General features: G+C 70.5%; 16 protein-coding genes. 9 read left to right on the top strand and 7 right to left on the bottom strand.

What is annotated here, in order from left to right:
• Nucleotide 1 precedes the first annotated feature (1 nt).
• From ACYVD1_RS07675 to ACYVD1_RS07655, 5 genes are all read left to right on the top strand, one after another.
• Nucleotides 2-262 carry a hypothetical protein gene (locus ACYVD1_RS07675; protein ID WP_460748220.1) on the top strand — a complete coding sequence of 87 codons (261 nt, stop codon included), beginning with the start codon at nt 2-4 and terminating at the stop codon, nt 260-262.
• Nucleotides 263-340: 78 nt separating this feature from the next.
• Nucleotides 341-871 carry a GNAT family N-acetyltransferase gene (locus ACYVD1_RS07670; protein WP_460769575.1) on the top strand — a complete coding sequence of 177 codons (531 nt, stop codon included), beginning with the start codon at nt 341-343 and terminating at the stop codon, nt 869-871.
• A gap of 198 nt (nt 872-1,069) precedes the next feature.
• Nucleotides 1,070-1,480, top strand: a complete 411-nt coding sequence (locus tag ACYVD1_RS07665; RefSeq protein WP_460748225.1) for a TraR/DksA family transcriptional regulator — start codon at nt 1,070-1,072, stop codon at nt 1,478-1,480.
• Between the two features lie 29 nt (nt 1,481-1,509).
• Entirely contained in the window at nt 1,510-2,187 is a 678-nt protein-coding gene (lspA, locus tag ACYVD1_RS07660) for a signal peptidase II (RefSeq protein ID WP_460769573.1), read from the top strand.
• Entirely contained in the window at nt 2,184-3,110 is a 927-nt protein-coding gene (locus tag ACYVD1_RS07655; protein ID WP_460769571.1) for an RluA family pseudouridine synthase, read from the top strand. The genes lspA and ACYVD1_RS07655 overlap by 4 nt, the downstream gene beginning before the upstream one ends.
• 75 nt (nt 3,111-3,185) lie before the next feature.
• Here ACYVD1_RS07655 and ACYVD1_RS07650 read toward each other — a convergent pair whose 3' ends face one another.
• On the bottom strand, nt 3,186-4,178 hold the full coding sequence (locus ACYVD1_RS07650) for a DMT family transporter (protein ID WP_460769569.1): 993 nt from the start codon (nt 4,176-4,178) through the stop codon (nt 3,186-3,188).
• 73 nt (nt 4,179-4,251) lie between these two features.
• On the opposite strand from ACYVD1_RS07650, the gene ACYVD1_RS07645 reads away from it, so the two are divergent.
• On the top strand, nt 4,252-5,172 hold the full coding sequence (locus ACYVD1_RS07645) for a LysR family transcriptional regulator (RefSeq protein WP_460769566.1): 921 nt from the start codon (nt 4,252-4,254) through the stop codon (nt 5,170-5,172).
• 100 nt (nt 5,173-5,272) lie between these two features.
• Here ACYVD1_RS07645 and ACYVD1_RS07640 read toward each other — a convergent pair whose 3' ends face one another.
• The 4 genes from ACYVD1_RS07640 to ACYVD1_RS07625 form a co-directional block, all read right to left on the bottom strand.
• Nucleotides 5,273-6,955 (bottom strand): thiamine pyrophosphate-dependent enzyme, encoded by a 1,683-nt coding sequence (locus tag ACYVD1_RS07640; protein ID WP_460769564.1) that lies wholly within the window; start codon nt 6,953-6,955, stop codon nt 5,273-5,275.
• A 151-nt stretch (nt 6,956-7,106) separates the two neighbouring features.
• Nucleotides 7,107-7,421, bottom strand: coding sequence for an AzlD domain-containing protein (locus ACYVD1_RS07635; protein WP_460769562.1), 315 nt, complete (start codon nt 7,419-7,421; stop codon nt 7,107-7,109).
• The gene (locus ACYVD1_RS07630; protein ID WP_460769560.1) at nt 7,418-8,146 is read right to left on the bottom strand and encodes an AzlC family ABC transporter permease; all 729 of its coding nucleotides are present in this window, start codon (nt 8,144-8,146) and stop codon (nt 7,418-7,420) included. The genes ACYVD1_RS07635 and ACYVD1_RS07630 overlap by 4 nt, the downstream gene beginning before the upstream one ends.
• Before the next feature lie 78 nt (nt 8,147-8,224).
• Nucleotides 8,225-9,082, bottom strand: coding sequence for an AraC family transcriptional regulator (locus ACYVD1_RS07625; protein ID WP_460769557.1), 858 nt, complete (start codon nt 9,080-9,082; stop codon nt 8,225-8,227).
• A gap of 108 nt (nt 9,083-9,190) precedes the next feature.
• On the opposite strand from ACYVD1_RS07625, the gene ACYVD1_RS07620 reads away from it, so the two are divergent.
• The 3 genes from ACYVD1_RS07620 to ACYVD1_RS07610 all read left to right on the top strand — a co-directional run bounded on the left by ACYVD1_RS07620 (nt 9,191) and on the right by ACYVD1_RS07610 (nt 11,114).
• Nucleotides 9,191-9,628, top strand: coding sequence for a GNAT family N-acetyltransferase (locus tag ACYVD1_RS07620; RefSeq protein ID WP_460769555.1), 438 nt, complete (start codon nt 9,191-9,193; stop codon nt 9,626-9,628).
• A 189-nt stretch (nt 9,629-9,817) separates the two neighbouring features.
• Complete coding sequence (locus ACYVD1_RS07615) at nt 9,818-10,477, top strand: PaaI family thioesterase (protein ID WP_460769552.1); 660 nt, start codon at nt 9,818-9,820, stop codon at nt 10,475-10,477.
• Nucleotides 10,478-10,748: 271 nt separating this feature from the next.
• Nucleotides 10,749-11,114 (top strand): chorismate mutase, encoded by a 366-nt coding sequence (locus tag ACYVD1_RS07610; RefSeq protein ID WP_460769550.1) that lies wholly within the window; start codon nt 10,749-10,751, stop codon nt 11,112-11,114.
• An 80-nt stretch (nt 11,115-11,194) separates the two neighbouring features.
• On the opposite strand, the gene ACYVD1_RS07605 is transcribed toward ACYVD1_RS07610, so the two are convergent.
• Complete coding sequence (locus tag ACYVD1_RS07605) at nt 11,195-12,388, bottom strand: endonuclease/exonuclease/phosphatase family protein (protein ID WP_460769677.1); 1,194 nt, start codon at nt 12,386-12,388, stop codon at nt 11,195-11,197.
• Nucleotides 12,389-13,241: 853 nt separating this feature from the next.
• Nucleotides 13,242-14,567 carry an HNH endonuclease signature motif containing protein gene (locus tag ACYVD1_RS07600; RefSeq protein ID WP_460769548.1) on the bottom strand — a complete coding sequence of 442 codons (1,326 nt, stop codon included), beginning with the start codon at nt 14,565-14,567 and terminating at the stop codon, nt 13,242-13,244.
• Nucleotides 14,568-15,265 lie beyond the last annotated feature (698 nt).

Here is a 15,265-nt window from a genome sequence, read left to right as displayed (position 1 = left end):
CATGGCCGAGCGCACACGGGGTGCTGTCCTGGTGACCTTGTCCGAACGCGAAGACGCGGACGAGCTGGCCGAACAGCTCCTGGAGCAGGGCTACGAGCCCTGCCTGGTGCACCGGGACATGCTCGCGGGCGAGGACGACGCCGAGGACGCGGACTGGGTCATCGAGGTGCTGACGGGACCGCACGGCGGCCCGGCGGTTTTCGACGAGACCCACCTCGCACTGCTCGCGGAGGACTACGGGGGCTTCGCCGCCGTGGGGTGAGCTCGTCGGAGTGGCCGTTTCGGGACAGGGGCCGTCAACCCCTGTCCACCGAGGGGCACGGTGGTGAGGATGGGCGGCATGACGATTCGTGTGGCGCGCCCCGAAGACGCCCGGTCCATCGCCGAGGTCCATGTCCGCTCCTGGCAGGCCGGCTACCGCGGCATCATCCCCGACTACGCGTTGGAGAACCTGGACCCGGAGCGGCTCAGCGGGGTCTGGTCGAGGCGCCTCGCCGGAGACCTGACCGAACCCGGCGCCGGTGTCCTCCTCGCCGAGCAGGACACCGGGGTGGTGGCCTTCGCGGGTTTCGTGCCGGGCCCCGACCCGGAGGACGACAGTCGCACCGTGGTCGACCTGGAGACCTTCTACTCAGTGCCCGAGGTCTGGGGAACCGGAACCAACCGGAAGCTGGCCGAGGCCCTGCACGAGGTGATGGCCGAGGGGCCCGCCGACCAAGCAGTCCTGCGGGTCCTGACGGCCAACGCCCGCGCCCGGCGCTTCTACGAGAACCAGGGGTGGTGGGACACCGGGCTCGTCATGGACGAAGCGCTCCTGCGCGGAACGGTCGTGCTGCCCACCACCCTGTACCGGCGTTCCTGCGCCGCGTAAGCACCCCTGACGCCCCGTGAGCGGCCCCATAGCCCTTGACGCCCCAAAGGCTCCGGCGTGTGCACCGCACCGCCCGGATCATTGCCTTGGAGAAGAGGATTGCCTAGGCTTCGCCGCACCACTCACGGCTGAGCAAACGGGAGGCCCCGCCGACCGGGCGGAGGGCTGGGGCCGTGGGACGTGCGGAGGGGGAGTGCGATGAAGGCCACCGAAGCGGCGCGAATGCCGGTCCGTCCCGGGGAGGATCCCTGGACCCCGGAAGAGGTCGCAGAGGTCCGCAACCAGTTGGAGAGCGAGATCGCGGCGCAGCGGGAGGAGCTGCGCGATACCGACAACGAACTCGCCGAGCGGCTCAACGACCCGGTCGAGGGGGCGGGTGACGACCCAGCGGACACCGGCGCCAAGGCCTTCCAGCGCGAGCACGACCTGGCGTTGGCCTACAATACTCGTGACCTGCTCGCCATGAGCGAGCGGGCGATCGAACGGATGGACGCGGGGGCCTACGGGGTCTGTGAGTCATGCGGGCAGGCCATCGGGAAGGCACGTCTCCAGGCATTCCCGAAGGCCACCCTGTGTGTCACCTGCAAACAGCGCGAGGAGCGTCGCTGACTGAGGTAGAGCCCTCCGGGGACAGCAACATGACCACGACCGACAACAAAGCCGTCCGGCCGCGCAGGTACGCAGTCCTGATGCTGGTCGCGCTCGCCGCGATCGTCGCGGACTTCGCCACCAAGGAATGGGCGCTGGCGGCCTTCTCCCCGGGAGAGCGCCTCGACGTCATCGGCAGCTTCGTCCAGTTCACCCTGGTGTTCAACACCGGGGCCGCCTTCTCGCTGGGCACGGACTACACCTGGGTGTTCACCTGCATCGCCACCGTCGTGGTCCTCGCGATCGGCTACATCGGCTGGCGTGTGCGCAGCCTGTGGTGGGGTGTCACGCTCGGCCTGATGATGGGCGGGGCCGCGGGTAACCTCGTGGACCGCTTCTTCCGTGATCCGGCCCCGTTCCACGGCGCCGTTGTCGACTTCATCAGCGTGGGCGACTTCCCGGTGTTCAACATCGCCGACTCCTGCGTGGTCGTCGGAGCCTGCCTGGTGGTTGTGCTGACCTTCAAGGGCCTCAACCTGGACGGCACGATGGTCTCCGACGAGGTGGCCGAGCAGGCAGCTGCCGAGAACGCAGCGGCCGAGAGGGACGCGGGGGCCGCGGACAGTGGTGAGTCCACCGCGACCGGCGACGCCTCCGGACCGGACGTCGGCGCGCAGGACACCACCGAGAACGACGGTGACGAGAACGACAAGGGGAAGGGTCCATGAGCGACACGAGGAGCCTCCCCGTCCCGGACGGTCTCGAAGGCGACCGGCTCGACGCTGCGATCGCCCGGATGTTCGGGCTCTCCCGGACCCGGGCCGCGGAGCTGATCGTGGACGGCAGCGTCCTCCTCGACGGCAGCGAGGCCGGCAAGTCCGACCGGGTGCAGGCCGGTGCCTGGCTGGAGGTCACCCTCCCGCCGCCGCCCACCGCTCCGGTTCCGCGCGCCGAGGCCGTACCGGGCATGAGCATCGTGCACGAGGACGCCGACATCATCGTGGTGGACAAACCGGTCGGCGTGGTCGCGCACCCGACGGTCGGCTGGACCGGCCCCAGCGTCCTCGAGGGCCTGCTGGCCTCCGGGGTGCAGCTGGCCACTAGCGGAGCGGCCGAACGCCAGGGGATCGTGCACCGCCTGGACGCCAACACCACCGGCCTCATGGTGGTCGCCAAGAGCGAGATCGCCTACAGCGTGCTCAAGCGGGCGTTCAAGGAGCGCACCGTCGACAAGCGCTACCACACGCTGGTCCAGGGACACCCGGACCCGTTCCGCGGCACCGTCGACGCGCCGATCGACCGGCACCCCGCCGGCGACGGCCGCTGGGCCGTGGTCGCGGGAGGGCGTCCCTCGGTGACGCACTACGACACCCAGGAGGCCTTCCGGGCCGCCAGCCTGCTCGAGATCAAGCTGGAGACCGGTCGTACCCACCAGATCCGGGTGCACATGTCCGCGCTGCGCCACCCCTGCGTGGGCGACCACCTTTACGGGGCCGACCCGAACCTGGCTGAGCGCCTGGGCGTGCGTCGGCAGTGGCTGCACGCGGTGCGCCTGGGCTTCGATCACCCCACCGAGCGCCGCCCGGTGGAGTTCTCGAGCCCCTACCCGGAGGACCTGGAGTCCGCCGTGGAAACCCTCCGCGAAGACTGACCAGCCCCGTTCTCCCCGATGATCTTGCCCCCAGCTCCACCCTCGGCCGTCGAGGGTGGAGACAGGGATGCAGGATCACGGTGGGGTGGGGCGGACGCGGAGGACCCGCTGGCACAAGGCCGCTCCCAGGATGATGACGGCCGCGCCCAGCGGCTGGTTCCAGCTCAGGCTCTCGCCGAGCAGGACGATACCCGCGGTGACAGCCACCACCGGCACCACGTAGGTGACCGTGGTTGCGACTGTCGCCCCCGCGGCCCGGACGATCGCGTAGTTGAGGATGTACGCGAACCCGGTGCCGAACACGCCCAGCGCGCTGACCGCCAGAACCACCTGCCAGGTCATTTCGGTGGGCAGGTCGCTGACCAGCGGGGTGAGCAGGACCAGGGGCAGCGCGCCGAGGAGCAGCTGCAGGGCGCTCAGTTCGAGGGCAGTGTGCGGGCTGCCCGCGACGAACCTGCGCAGGTAGGGCGTGCCGATCCCGTAGCAGGCCGTGGCGCCCACCACCAAGAGCATCCCGAGCAGGGCGTCGCCGTCGTGCACGGACACCCCGCCCAGTGAGTTCCACACCCCGAAGACGGTGAGGACCCCGAGGAAGCCGATGACCAGGCCCGCGACGCGGGTGCGGTCCGGGCGCTCGTCGGACAGGATCAGTATCGAGAACACGACCCCGAACAGCGGTGTCGAGGCGTTGACGATCCCCATCAGGGCGGACGGGATGAGTTGCCCCGCGTACCCGAAGAGGGTGAAGGGGATGCTGTTGAGCAGCAGCGCCGCCACGAACATGTGCCCCCACAGCCGCGGCGAGGACGGCAGGCGCCCGCCGCGCAGCAGCAGGAACGCCAGCAGGGGCAGGGCGCCGGTGACCATGCGGGCCATCGAGAGCTGGACGGGAGTCAGGACCTCGGCACCGATCTTGATCACGACGAAGCTCATGCCCCAGATGAGCGCGAGAAGTGCGAATTTGGCGCGCCAACCCGTGAGCAGGGAACGGGCTATACCGAGTCCGGAAGGCGCCGTGGTGCCGCGGAGGTCGGTACTGCGCAGTGCGGTGCTGCGGGGAGTGGACATGGGACGTTTCTATCCCCGACCCATTCATTAGGTCTACTTCGTATTGCTTAAGGTCTGAGTTAGAGTTGCTTACATGCTCAGCGTCGACCGGCTCCGCGTGCTCCACGCCATCGCCGCGCACGGTTCTCTCAGTGCGGCCTCCCAGGCACTCCACGTCACCAACTCCGCCGTGTCCCAGCAGCTCGCCAAACTCGAACGGGAAGTCGGCCAGCCCTTGGTCGAACGCAGCGGTCGCGGTGTCCGCCTCACCGACGCCGCGGAACTCCTTGTCGAACACACCTCCCGGATCCTGTCCCTGGTCCACCGAGCCGAGGCAGACCTGGAGGCCCACCGAGGTGATGTCACCGGGCACCTGCGCCTGTCCGCCACCCCCACCGCCGTACGCGGACTCCTGCCCACCGCCCTGCCGGCCCTACGCGAGGCCCACCCGGGGCTGCGCGTGGAGCTCAACGAGGAGGAACCCCACGAGAGCATCCCCGCCATGATCAACGGTGACGCCGACCTGGCCATGGTTGTGGACTGGAACGGCTCCCCCCTGACCCTGCCGCAGGGCATGAGCCGGGCCTCGGTCATGGAGGATGTGGGCGACATCGCCCTGCCCCACGACCACCCGCTGGCCCACCGCGAGCTCCTGGAACTCGACGAGATCCTGGATCTGCCTTGGATCAGCTGGTCCAAGGGATCCATCTGCGACGACTGGCTCCTGGGCATCATCCGGGGGCGGGGCGGCGAACCCGACGTCGTGCACAACGTCGAGGAGCACCAGACCAAACTGGCCCTCGTGGCGGCCGGTATCGGCGCCGCCGTCATGCCCAGGCTGGGCCGCGGCCCCTTGCCGGAAGGGGTGCGCGTGGTCCCGGTGCAGCCCGCGCTGGTCCGGCAGGTCTACGTCTTCTGGCGCAGCGAGGCCTCCCGCAGGCCCGCCATCCGCGCGGTCGTCCGCGCCCTGCGTGCGGCAGCCAACGCCGACCCGGACGGCCCCGGCAGCGGCTGAGTCCAGACCGGGGCGGGCACCGTCTGAGACCTCGCGAGCGTGGACACCGTATGAGCCCGAACAGGGGTGGGGCGGCCGACCCCGGCCACCCCACCCGGGCTCACTCCAGGCCCAGCAGGTCCGACATGGTGGTGGTCGGGCTGATCACCTCGGGGTCGGTACGCACGTCCACCAGGGTGGGCAGGTCCGAACCCACCGCCTCGGACAACGCCTTCGCCAACTCCTCGCGGGTGTGCACGGTGGCGCCGCGCGCGCCTAGCGAACGGGCGTAACCCGCCAGGTCCAGGGGCCCGCTGATCTCGGTCCCCGCGATCCGGCCCAGTTCACGGGCCTGGTGCATGGCGATGGTGCCGTAGAGCCCGTTCTGGAACACCACGACGGTGACCGCCGCGCCGTTGCGCACCGCCGTCTCCAACTCCTGGCCGGTCATCAGCGCGCCGCCGTCACCGGCCACGGCCACCACGGTCCGTTCGGGAGCGGCGATCTTCGCCGCCACCGCGGCCGGAACCGCGTAGCCCATGGCCCCGCTGGTCGGCGCAAGTTGTGTGTCGGGGTGCCGGAACCACCACGCCCGATGCAGGAAGGAAGCGAAATTGCCCGCGTCGTTGGTGATCAGGGTGTCCTCGGGCAGTGCCTCGCGCATCCCGGAGATCACCGACCACGGATGCAGCAGGTTGCCCCGGTGTTCCGCTGCCTGGGGCGGGATGGTCGCACTCTCCACCCAGACCCGGCGGGCCCCGCTCCAGTCGCGGTAGGGCACCTTGACGGGGGCCTGGGCCAGCGACCGCAGCGCCGCTCCGGCATCGGCCACCGCTCCCAGCCACACGTCCTTGGTGGCACCCACTTGCTCCGGGTCGATGTCGATCTGCGCCACTCGGGTGCGCCCGTCGGACTCGGGCAGCTGGTAGCCCTGGGTGGTGGTCTCGCTCATCCGGCACCCGACCACCAGGACGGCGTCCGCGTCGGCCAGGGCTCCCAGCACCCCGCTCGGCGCACCCAGCCCGAGGTGCCCGAGGTAGAGGGGATGGTCGTTGGGGAACACGTCCTGCCTGCGCCAGGCGGCGTACACACCCACGCTGTACTGCTCGGCCACGCGCACCAGGTCCGCGCGTGCCGACCGCGCGCCGCCGCCAGCGATGACCACCGGGCGCACCGCGCGGGCCAGCCAGTTGGCGAGCCGGTCGCGGTCCTGTTCGCCGAGCGGTGGCCGGGGCACCACCGAGGGACTCGGGGTGGGACCGTGCCCGACCCGCTCACCGAACAGGTCGCCCGGCACGGCGATCGCCACCGGCCCCGGACGGCCGGTGGTGGCGATCCGGATCGCCCGCGCGGTGATCTCCGCGAGCCGGTCGGCCCGGTGCACCGTGGTGGACCACTTGGTGATGGGTGCGTAGAAGGCGGTCAGGTCCACCTCCTGGAAGGCCTCGCGTCCGAGCCGTTCGGTCTCGGCCTGGCCGAGGAACACGATCATGGGGGTGGAGTCCTGCATCGCGGTGTGCACCCCCACCGCCAGGTTGGCCGCTCCGGGGCCGCGGGTGGCGGCGGCGACAGCGGGCACCCCGGTGAGTTTGGCGTCCGCCTCGGCCATGAAGGACGCGCCGCCCTCGTGCCGGGTGGAGACCAGGGCCATCTCCGGGTGCTGCTCGATGGCGTCGGCCAGTTCCAGGAAGCTCTCACCGGGGACGGTGTAGCACCGCCTGATCCCGGCGGCGGCCAGGACCTCCACCGCCGCGTGGGCTGCGGTGTCGGTGGGGGGTAGGGGCCGTTGTGCGGCAGGGGCCATGGAGGCGGGTCCTTCCATCGTCGCAAGGTCCACTCAAGTCACGCACCGGAGCCAGGGTGTGCCGGTGCGCGTGCGGCTGACTCTGGCAGGCGGCCCATGGCCGGTCAAGGCTGGGCGGGACCGCCTGTGGACAACCCTTCCCAGACGTTCCCTACCCGACTCCAAGGGCGCGCAGGGCTGCGGTGGTGCCCGCCGCGGCGACGATCACCAACAGGAAGGGCGCGCGCAGCACCAGGGCGAGAACGGCGGCGCCCACCCCGGCCATACGGGCGGTGTCCCAGACCAAGGCCTGCCCGTCGCCAAGGGCCTGGACGGCGACCAGCGCGGCCAAGAGCGCGAGCGGAACGGCCATGGCGAACCGTTGCAGCCACGGGTTGTCCAGAAGTCGTCGCGGGGCCGACATACCCGCGTACTTGAGCAGGTAGCAGCCGAGAGCGGTGGCGATCAGCGCGATCCACAGCGTCACTGCCGCACCTCCCCAGCACGGTCGGTACCTCGGTTCGGGTCCCTCTCCCGGTCGTCCGCACCGACGAAGACCAGCAGGGCGGCCGAGGCGGCGAGCAGCACCGGCACGCCCGGGAGCAGGAACGGGGTCGAGGCCAGCGCCAGTCCGGCGCCCAGCCCGGCGATCAGCCACGTACGCGGGCCGCCCTCACGCAGCCGCGGCCAGAGCAGACCCAGGAAGATCGCCGGACCCACCGCGTCCAACCCGAAGGCGTCGATGTCGCCCACCCGGTCCGTCGCCAGCGCCCCCACCAGGGTCGTGGCCACCCAGAAGGTGCCCAGGACCACGTAGGTCGTCACGAACGCGGTGCGTGCGGACTCCCGGTCCGGCTGGATCAGCGTCACGGCCGTGGTCTCGTCGATCACCCCGTGCGCGGCCAGCGCGCGCCGCACGCCTCGGTACCCGAGAAGGTCAGCCAAGCGCAGCCCGTACAAGGTGTTGCGGGCACCCAGGAGCAGGGCGCCCAGCGCCCCTGCGACCAGGTTCCCGCCCCCGGCGATCACCCCGACCAGGGCGAACTGGGAGGCACCGGTGAACATGAACAGGCTCAGGAACAGGGCCTGGCCGGGCGAGAGCCCGGCGGCCACCGCGGCGGTACCGAACGCCAGGCCCGCGGCGCCCACGGCGACACCGATCCCCAGGCTGTCCCGCACCGCCGGTGAACGGAGAACAGAGAAGAGTTTCACGTTCGCCCACGCTAGGCGGGCCGGGTTCGGTCGTCTTGAACGTTCTTGCGCTTCCCCCAAGGCACCGTGGCCCCGAAATCAGGTCCCGAGCAGGGCGCGCTGGTAGGTGACCGGCGGTACACCGAGGTGCCGACGGAAGTGGCGGGTGAGGTGCGGTTGGTCGGCGAACCCGACCTCCGCCGCGACGTCGCCCGCGCGGCGGCCTTGGGCCAAGAGGGACCGGGCCCGGTCCACCCGCAACTGGTTCAGGTAGGCGTGCGGGGGCAGGCCGTAGGCCGCTCGGAAGGCCCGGGCCAGCGCGAACGGGCCGAGCCCCACCTGCGCGGCCAGCTCTTCCAACGTCGGCGGGTCCACCAGGCCTTCAGCCAGCAGACCACGCGCCCGAACCGCCTCCGGCCGCGCCGCGTGCGTACCGCCCTCCGTCGCGCGCTCTCGCCCGTGGGAACGCAGAAGCATCGCGATCCCCTGTCTGGCCAGGGAAGAAGCGGCCAGCCTGGAACCCTGCTCAGCAGCCATGTGCGCCCTCACCAGCACGCGGGAGACCTCGGGCGCGTGGATCCCGGACTCCGTGAACCCCGGTGTGCCCCGCATCCCCAGCTCACGGCCGATGCTCGCGACCACCTCGGGCGCCGGGTAGAACACCCGGTACCCCCAGCCTTCGGGGATTCCCGCGTGCCCGGTGTGCACCTCGTCCGGCCCGACCACGGCCAGTCCGCCCGGGCCCACGCGCGACTTGCCGCCCGGGTGGGAGTACTCCTCGATGCCGCCGGTGATCATTCCGATCGTGTACGTGGGGTGCGTGTGCCGGGTGAAGGTCGTGGTCACGAAACGCGCGGTGAGGAGTTCGGTGTCGGGCAGGCCGGAGAAGCGCCAGTACCGCGCCCGCTCCACACGCGGGTCCTCGACGGTGGGGTGGACCTCACTCGGCAGTTCCATACGTCCAGGTTAGGCCGTGTTCGGTGGATGCCTTCGGGGCGCTTCGCCACGGACGTGGGGGCGTTCGCCCGGCCCTGGCAGGGCGGGATCTTCCGGTAGTCTGCGCGGATGAGCAAGCCACATATTCGCCGGGTCCTGGACGAGCGGGACCGAGCGGCCGTCTTCGTGATCAGGGGCGCCGTGTTCGTCGCCGAGCAGCAGGTACCCATCGAGGAGGAGTGGGACGAGCGCGACACCACGGCGAAGTTCCTTCTCGCGCTGGTCGACGGGGTTCCGGTGGGCACGGTCCGCCTGGTGGACCAGGGCGACGGCGCCGGGCTCCTGGGGCGCATGGCCGTTCTGCCCGCGGGGCGGGGCAAGGGCACCGGGGCCGCGCTGGTCCGTGCCGCCGGGGAGCTTGCTCGGGAGTCGGGGCTCGACCGGGTGGAACTCCACGCCCAGACCCACGCGCTGGGCTTCTACGAGCGGCTGGGCTACTCCGCGCACGGCGAGGAGTTCATGGACGCCGGTATCCCGCACTTCCACATGGAGTACAAGCTCGGCTGATCTGGGCGGATCTCCGCGGTTTCGTCGTGTCCGGTGGCCCCTGTCTCCCTTTCGTGTGACGGGGAGCGCACCGCCCACCCGCACCCCGTCGGTGTACTACCGAGTAAGATTCGGTTTTGGAGAAGGCTGCCACGCGCCCCGTGCGCGCGGCAGCCGACCGAGCACCAACACCGACCCGACGAGGAAGACATGACGGTCAACACGCAGCCGGCCACCGAGAGCCCCGACCCGAGGGCCTTCGGGCTCCCGCTCGTCGAGGGCAGCTCCATCCCCGCCGAACTGCGCACGTTGGTCACCCGCGTCAACGGCCTCATTGACGCCGTCTCCAACACTGAGGTCGACTCGGACACGCTGGCCGAGACCGCCGCCACGGTCGAGCGCCTCACCGACCGGCTCAACGCGGCCCGCCGAGAGGTCGGCACCATGGTCCGCCGCGAACTCGGTGACGGGAGCACCGCGGTCGGCACCATCACCAACATCGTCGAGGGCGAGACCAATCCGGCCGCACCGCGCCTCCTCCTCGACCGCACCCCCGAGGGGTTGCGCGGCGAGGTCACCCTCAACACCATTTACCAGGGCCCGCCCGGACTGGTCCACGGCGGCTGGGTCGCAGCCATGCTCGACCAGGCCGTCGGCAGCGTCTCCTCAGCCGAGACCAGCCCCGGTCTGACCGCGAAGCTCGAGGTCAACTACCGCCGCCCCACCCCGCTGTTCACCCCGCTAGAGATCACCTCCTGGGTGGACCGGGTCGAGGGACGCAAGGTCTTCGTCGCCGGTGAGATCCGCGCCCACGGCAAGGTCACCGCAGAGGCCACCGGGCTCATGATCCAGGTCGAGGCCGCCGAGTGACCGCGGTCCCGTCCATGGCGGCCGTACCCGGTTCGGGCACGGCCCCTCGGTGTAGTACGCTCACTCCCGTGACCCACCGCTATTTCGTGTTTAGCCAGCCGACGGACCCGTCGGCCGCTTTCACGTAGGCGGAATCGGGAACGTCGGCTATAGAGCACTCGGGCAGCGCCCGGTGCTCTTTCGTCTTTTCGGGCGGCCGATGCCCCGAGGGCCGAAGCCAGGGGACGCACGGCCGCGCCGCATCCGCGAACGCACCCAGAAAGGGACCACCGTGCACGAGCGCCACACCGAACCCGCGCCCCCCGTAGAACCCGCGCCCTCCGTAGCGAAGCAGGCTGAGCAGCCGGTCGGACCACAGGCCGCCGAGGAGATCCTCCACCTGCGCGGACACATCGACCAGATGGACGCGGAGCTCGCCGAGCTGCTTGAGCGCCGCGCCCTGGTCGCCGCCCAGGTCCAGCGTCTCAAACCGGTCGGCTACTTCGCCGGGCGCGACCCGCACCGCGAGCGCGAACTCGTCGAGCGCATGGCCGGGCACGCGCCCCGCCTGGGCACCGACCGCCTCGCCGCGATCATGGACAGCGTGATCAGCGCCGGACTGGCTGCCGCCCAGGAGGAGTCCGCGCGTACCACGTGAGCCGTCACGGCCCGGACCACCCAGCCCCTGGGCCCTGGCCCACCCAGCCCCTTGTGCGGCCACGCTCCAGGCAAGGACCTCTAGGGACGGACCAGGTCCACCCACACCAAGCGGTGGTCGGAGCTGGGGAAGGGGTAGTCCCCGGTCAGCCGGAACAGCGGGTCGTCCACGGTCGGCCAGAACACACCCGAACCCCGCGCGGGCAGCGAGCGTGAGGGCAGCACGTAGTCCACGCGCAGGTTGCCCGGGCCCGGCTCGTCGACGAAGTCGGCGCTGTCCAGCTTCGGGTCGCCCTCGTGGTCGTCGTTGGCACCGCCCTGCCGTTCGGCGGCGCCGCGTCCGCCCTGGCTGGAGGGGCGCACGTCCACGATGTCGCGGTGCTCCAGCAGCTGCGTCATCGCCTGGGGGTGCCCGTCACCGTCCTTGGGGTCGGCGTTGAGGTCGCCGGCGATGACGAAGGGCGCCCCGGGCGTGAGCCCGCCCAAGCCGCCTTCGTCATCTTGGATGTACCACCCCTTGCGGGGCGTCACGTAGTCGGCCCAGAAGCGGATCTCGTCGTGGTTGCGGGCGACGTTGCGCTGCTCGGGGCCGTCGAAGGTCGGCGGCGTCGGGTGGCTCGCCAGCAGGTGTACGGGGCGCCCGCGGCCGGTGTCGACCGGGATGTCCCAGTGGCTCTTGGAGGACAGCCGCAGCACCTCCAGGGCCTCCTCGGAGTAGAACGGCTCGCCGGTATCGGGGTCGGTGGGCAGCTTCGCGTCCGGCATGTCGGCCCAGCGGAACTTCTGGAAGGTCCGCACCCGGTCGGTGACAATCGGGTACTGCGAGTACACGACCATCCCGTACTGGCCGGGGAAGAGCCCGTACCCGAAGGCGTCCTCGGCGTACTCGGGGCTGCCCGGCTCGGTGACCGCTTCGCCGTCGCCGTTCAGGTCCACCCCGGAGGCCACACCCGTGTTGACCGGGGCCGTGTACACGTACGGGTACTCGACCGGGTCGGCGCCGTTCTGCCCCACGGACAGGTAGTTGTCTTGGAAGCGCTGGGGACCGACACCCTCTTCGTCGTAGTCGAACTCGTTGACCAGGAGGACGTCGGGGCGCACGTGCTGAATGATCTCCGCGAGGTTGCGTGCCTGCTCGCTGTCCGGGGTGGCGAGCTCGTCGGCGAGGGCGCCCTCTTCCGAGCGTTCCAGAGCGGCGTTGAACGTCGCGAACCGCACCTCGTGTTGTCCGGGAGGTTCGGGGATCGACGGCGCGACGGAGGCCGATGACGGCATTGCCACCAGTGCGGAGGCGGCCAGGACCAGGGTCGCGGTGGAGGCGACGCGGCGGGGCGGTGTGGTCACGTGAACAATCCTCTCAGCGGGGAGCGGGAGAGTGGGGGACGGGAGAGCGGGAGCGGGGACGGGAGCAGGAGTGTGGGAGAGCGGGGCGGAGGGGTGCCGCTCCGACCGCGGGAGAGTAACAGTTTCCGATGTCCTGCGCGTGTTCTCAGGTGAAGTGAATCGTGGGTCTGAGCTCAGGCCCACGGATCAGGGACAGCGGATTGGAGGATTTTCGCACCGGTGGGCCGATCTCTCCTGCGGGTGCGGGTGGTTTCCCCGTTTCCTGCCGCTTGATGGTGGCCGTCTCCGCTGCGCGCCTCAAGGTCGTCGCCATCGAGCGCTTCGCGCGTCAGTGGCGCTCCACCTTGACCCGCTTCGCTGCGACGGCGGGTTGGCGGCTATCAGGAAACCGGGGAGGTGTGGTCGGGGAGGCGATGGCCCCTTCGGGGCCCGGAGGGCCCAACTGCACAAGCACGGCCTGGCGGCCGGTGCCTGCCCCTGCGCCGGAGCTTCGACGGTTGGGGGTGTCGCGGCTGGTCCTGGTGTGCGGCGAACCCCGGCCGGTCTGGGTGCCGGTGTCTGGGGACGGCCGGTGCCGGGGTGTGGGTGAGCCCCCCTGTTGGAGGCAAAAACAGGGGTGAGAGTGACTCTAGGACCAGGGCTCACGGACCTTCCCCCGGGGGGTGGCGGGGGCTCGGGTCCGGGGACCGGGAGGGCCAGGGGACCAGGGGCCCGGTTCGGGTTCTGGCCATGCGGGGGTAGAGACCCGGCGCAAGCGGGTGGGGGCTTTGTTGGGGGTGGCCAGTTACGGGTGCGGGGTTGGGGATGGGTCCCCATCCGTATCCGGGTCTCCGCCCTGGGTGCGGCTTCGGTTGCGGCCGGACCACATCCGGCGGTCGGTGCGCACCGCCCACCGGTGCTTGATCTGGTTGTGGGTCGCGCACAGCGGCTGGATGTTAGCGGCACTGGTGGTGCCGCCCTGCCAGAACTCCACGATGTGATCAGCCTGCGTCCAGGGAAGGGGCACATCGCACCCGTGCTGCCAAGCACAGGAAGTGTGGCCGTGGAAAGCGGCCGCCCGGATCTTGGGCGGGGCCAACCGGCACGAGCGGCCCACGTCCAACACCTGCCCGCTCTTCTGCTCGATGACCAGGCGGCGCACCCAACTCTGACCGATCAACTCACGCACCACCGAGATCGGCACGACCTGCCCGGTCTCCGTCGTCGCCGGAGCGGAGTCCTCGGCTTCCTCGTCCCCGGCCAGGGACGTGGCGGGCACGGTGATGTTGATCAACGCCGTCGCCGTGCTCGGGGTCTGGCACCCCTGGTGGGACTGGGCGAACCCCAACGCGGCCATCAGCGCGTCGTAGGTGCGCTCGTACTTGGAGAGCCCGTCCTGGGGGTGGAAGGGCACCTGGAAGTTGTCCAAGGCCACCTGAACCTTCAAAGCATCAGCGGGCGAGCCCCACACCTGGAAGAGGAACGTGCGGTCGAAGGTGGTGACCAGCTGGGCGCCGCGGGCGGCGTGGGCGGCCTCGTGGTCGGCCTCCACCTTGCCCGGGTTCAGGCTCAGGCACAGCTGGTGGGCCAAGCGGGTGATCTGGCCCACCGACATGTTGGGGCGCGACTCCTTGAAGTCCAGGATGCCGCATTCCATTTGCGCGCGGAACAGCCCCGCATCGGGGTGGTCGCCCATCTGCCTTTTCTCCACCCCGGCGTCGGCGCCCTTGATGACGGCGGCGGCCTCACCCACCGACAGCACCCCGGAGTGCAACGCCTCCAGAGTAGGGACCATGTCCTGGCGGAATTCGGCGCGCCCGATCAGGGCCAGGTCGTTGGCCTGGGCGGCGGGAATGCCGAAGGCGTGGCGCAGCCACGCCTGCAGGCTCTTCTGCCCGCCCTGTTCCAACAGCTGCCCGGTGGCCTCGAGCTGGGCCAGCCGGGCGGCCATGCTGGTTTTGATCTGGTCGAGGTGTTCCCACACCCGGGTGGCCTGGTCCAGCACCTCGCCCGCCGCCCCCAGGGGCACGTCGCGGTCGAAGAAGGCGGTGGTCTCGTCCCGGGCAGCGGCCACCGCGGTATCCACCGGGGTGTGCCCGGTGGGGGTGGGTGCTTCAGGAGAGATCGCCATTCTTCTATTATAAGCGAAACACCCGGAGAAAGGGAGTTATGCCGGCGGTAACTTCGGAAGTGATTCCGTCGAAGGGTCCGAAGTTGCCCTTTTCGGTCGCCTATTTCAGGCCGCCTGGTTCGGCATTTATGCCCACCTGGAATTCCAGGTTTCTGGGTTCTTTTTCGCCTCGCGCATTGACCGGCCGCGACACCCGCAACCGTCAAAGCGCCGACGCAGGGGCAGGCACCGGCCGAAGGCCGCCGTGGTTCGCAGCAGAGCATGACCGGCCGCGACACCCGACCCGTCGTCGCTCCGGTGGAGTGGCAGGCATCGGCCGCCAGGCCGACGCGGTTACTCGGCCGGTGCCCGGCCGAAGGCCGTGCCACTGCCTCCCCGACCACACGTCCCCCGTTTGCTGATAGCCGCCGACCCGCCGTCGCAGCGAAGCGGGTCAAGGTGGAGCGCCACTGACGCGCGAAGCGCTCGATGGCGACGACCTTGAGGCGCGCAGCGGAGACGGCCACCATCAAGCGGCAGGGAACGGGGAAACCACCCGCACCCGCAGAGGGACACCAGGCCACAGATTCAACCCGGCCGAGCAGGCTCACCGTCTCAAGAAATGTGCCCGTCTCAAGAGCCGTGCCACTCCCTTGGTCAGTGCACTGCCCAAGGGAGTGGCCCTAGGGGCGGGGCTCGCCGCTGCCGGAGCCCGGTTC

Source organism: Nocardiopsis nanhaiensis (assembly GCF_054778635.1).
The sequence above is the reverse complement of the archived record's forward strand: the minus strand, read 5'-3'. Positions and strand labels throughout refer to the sequence as shown.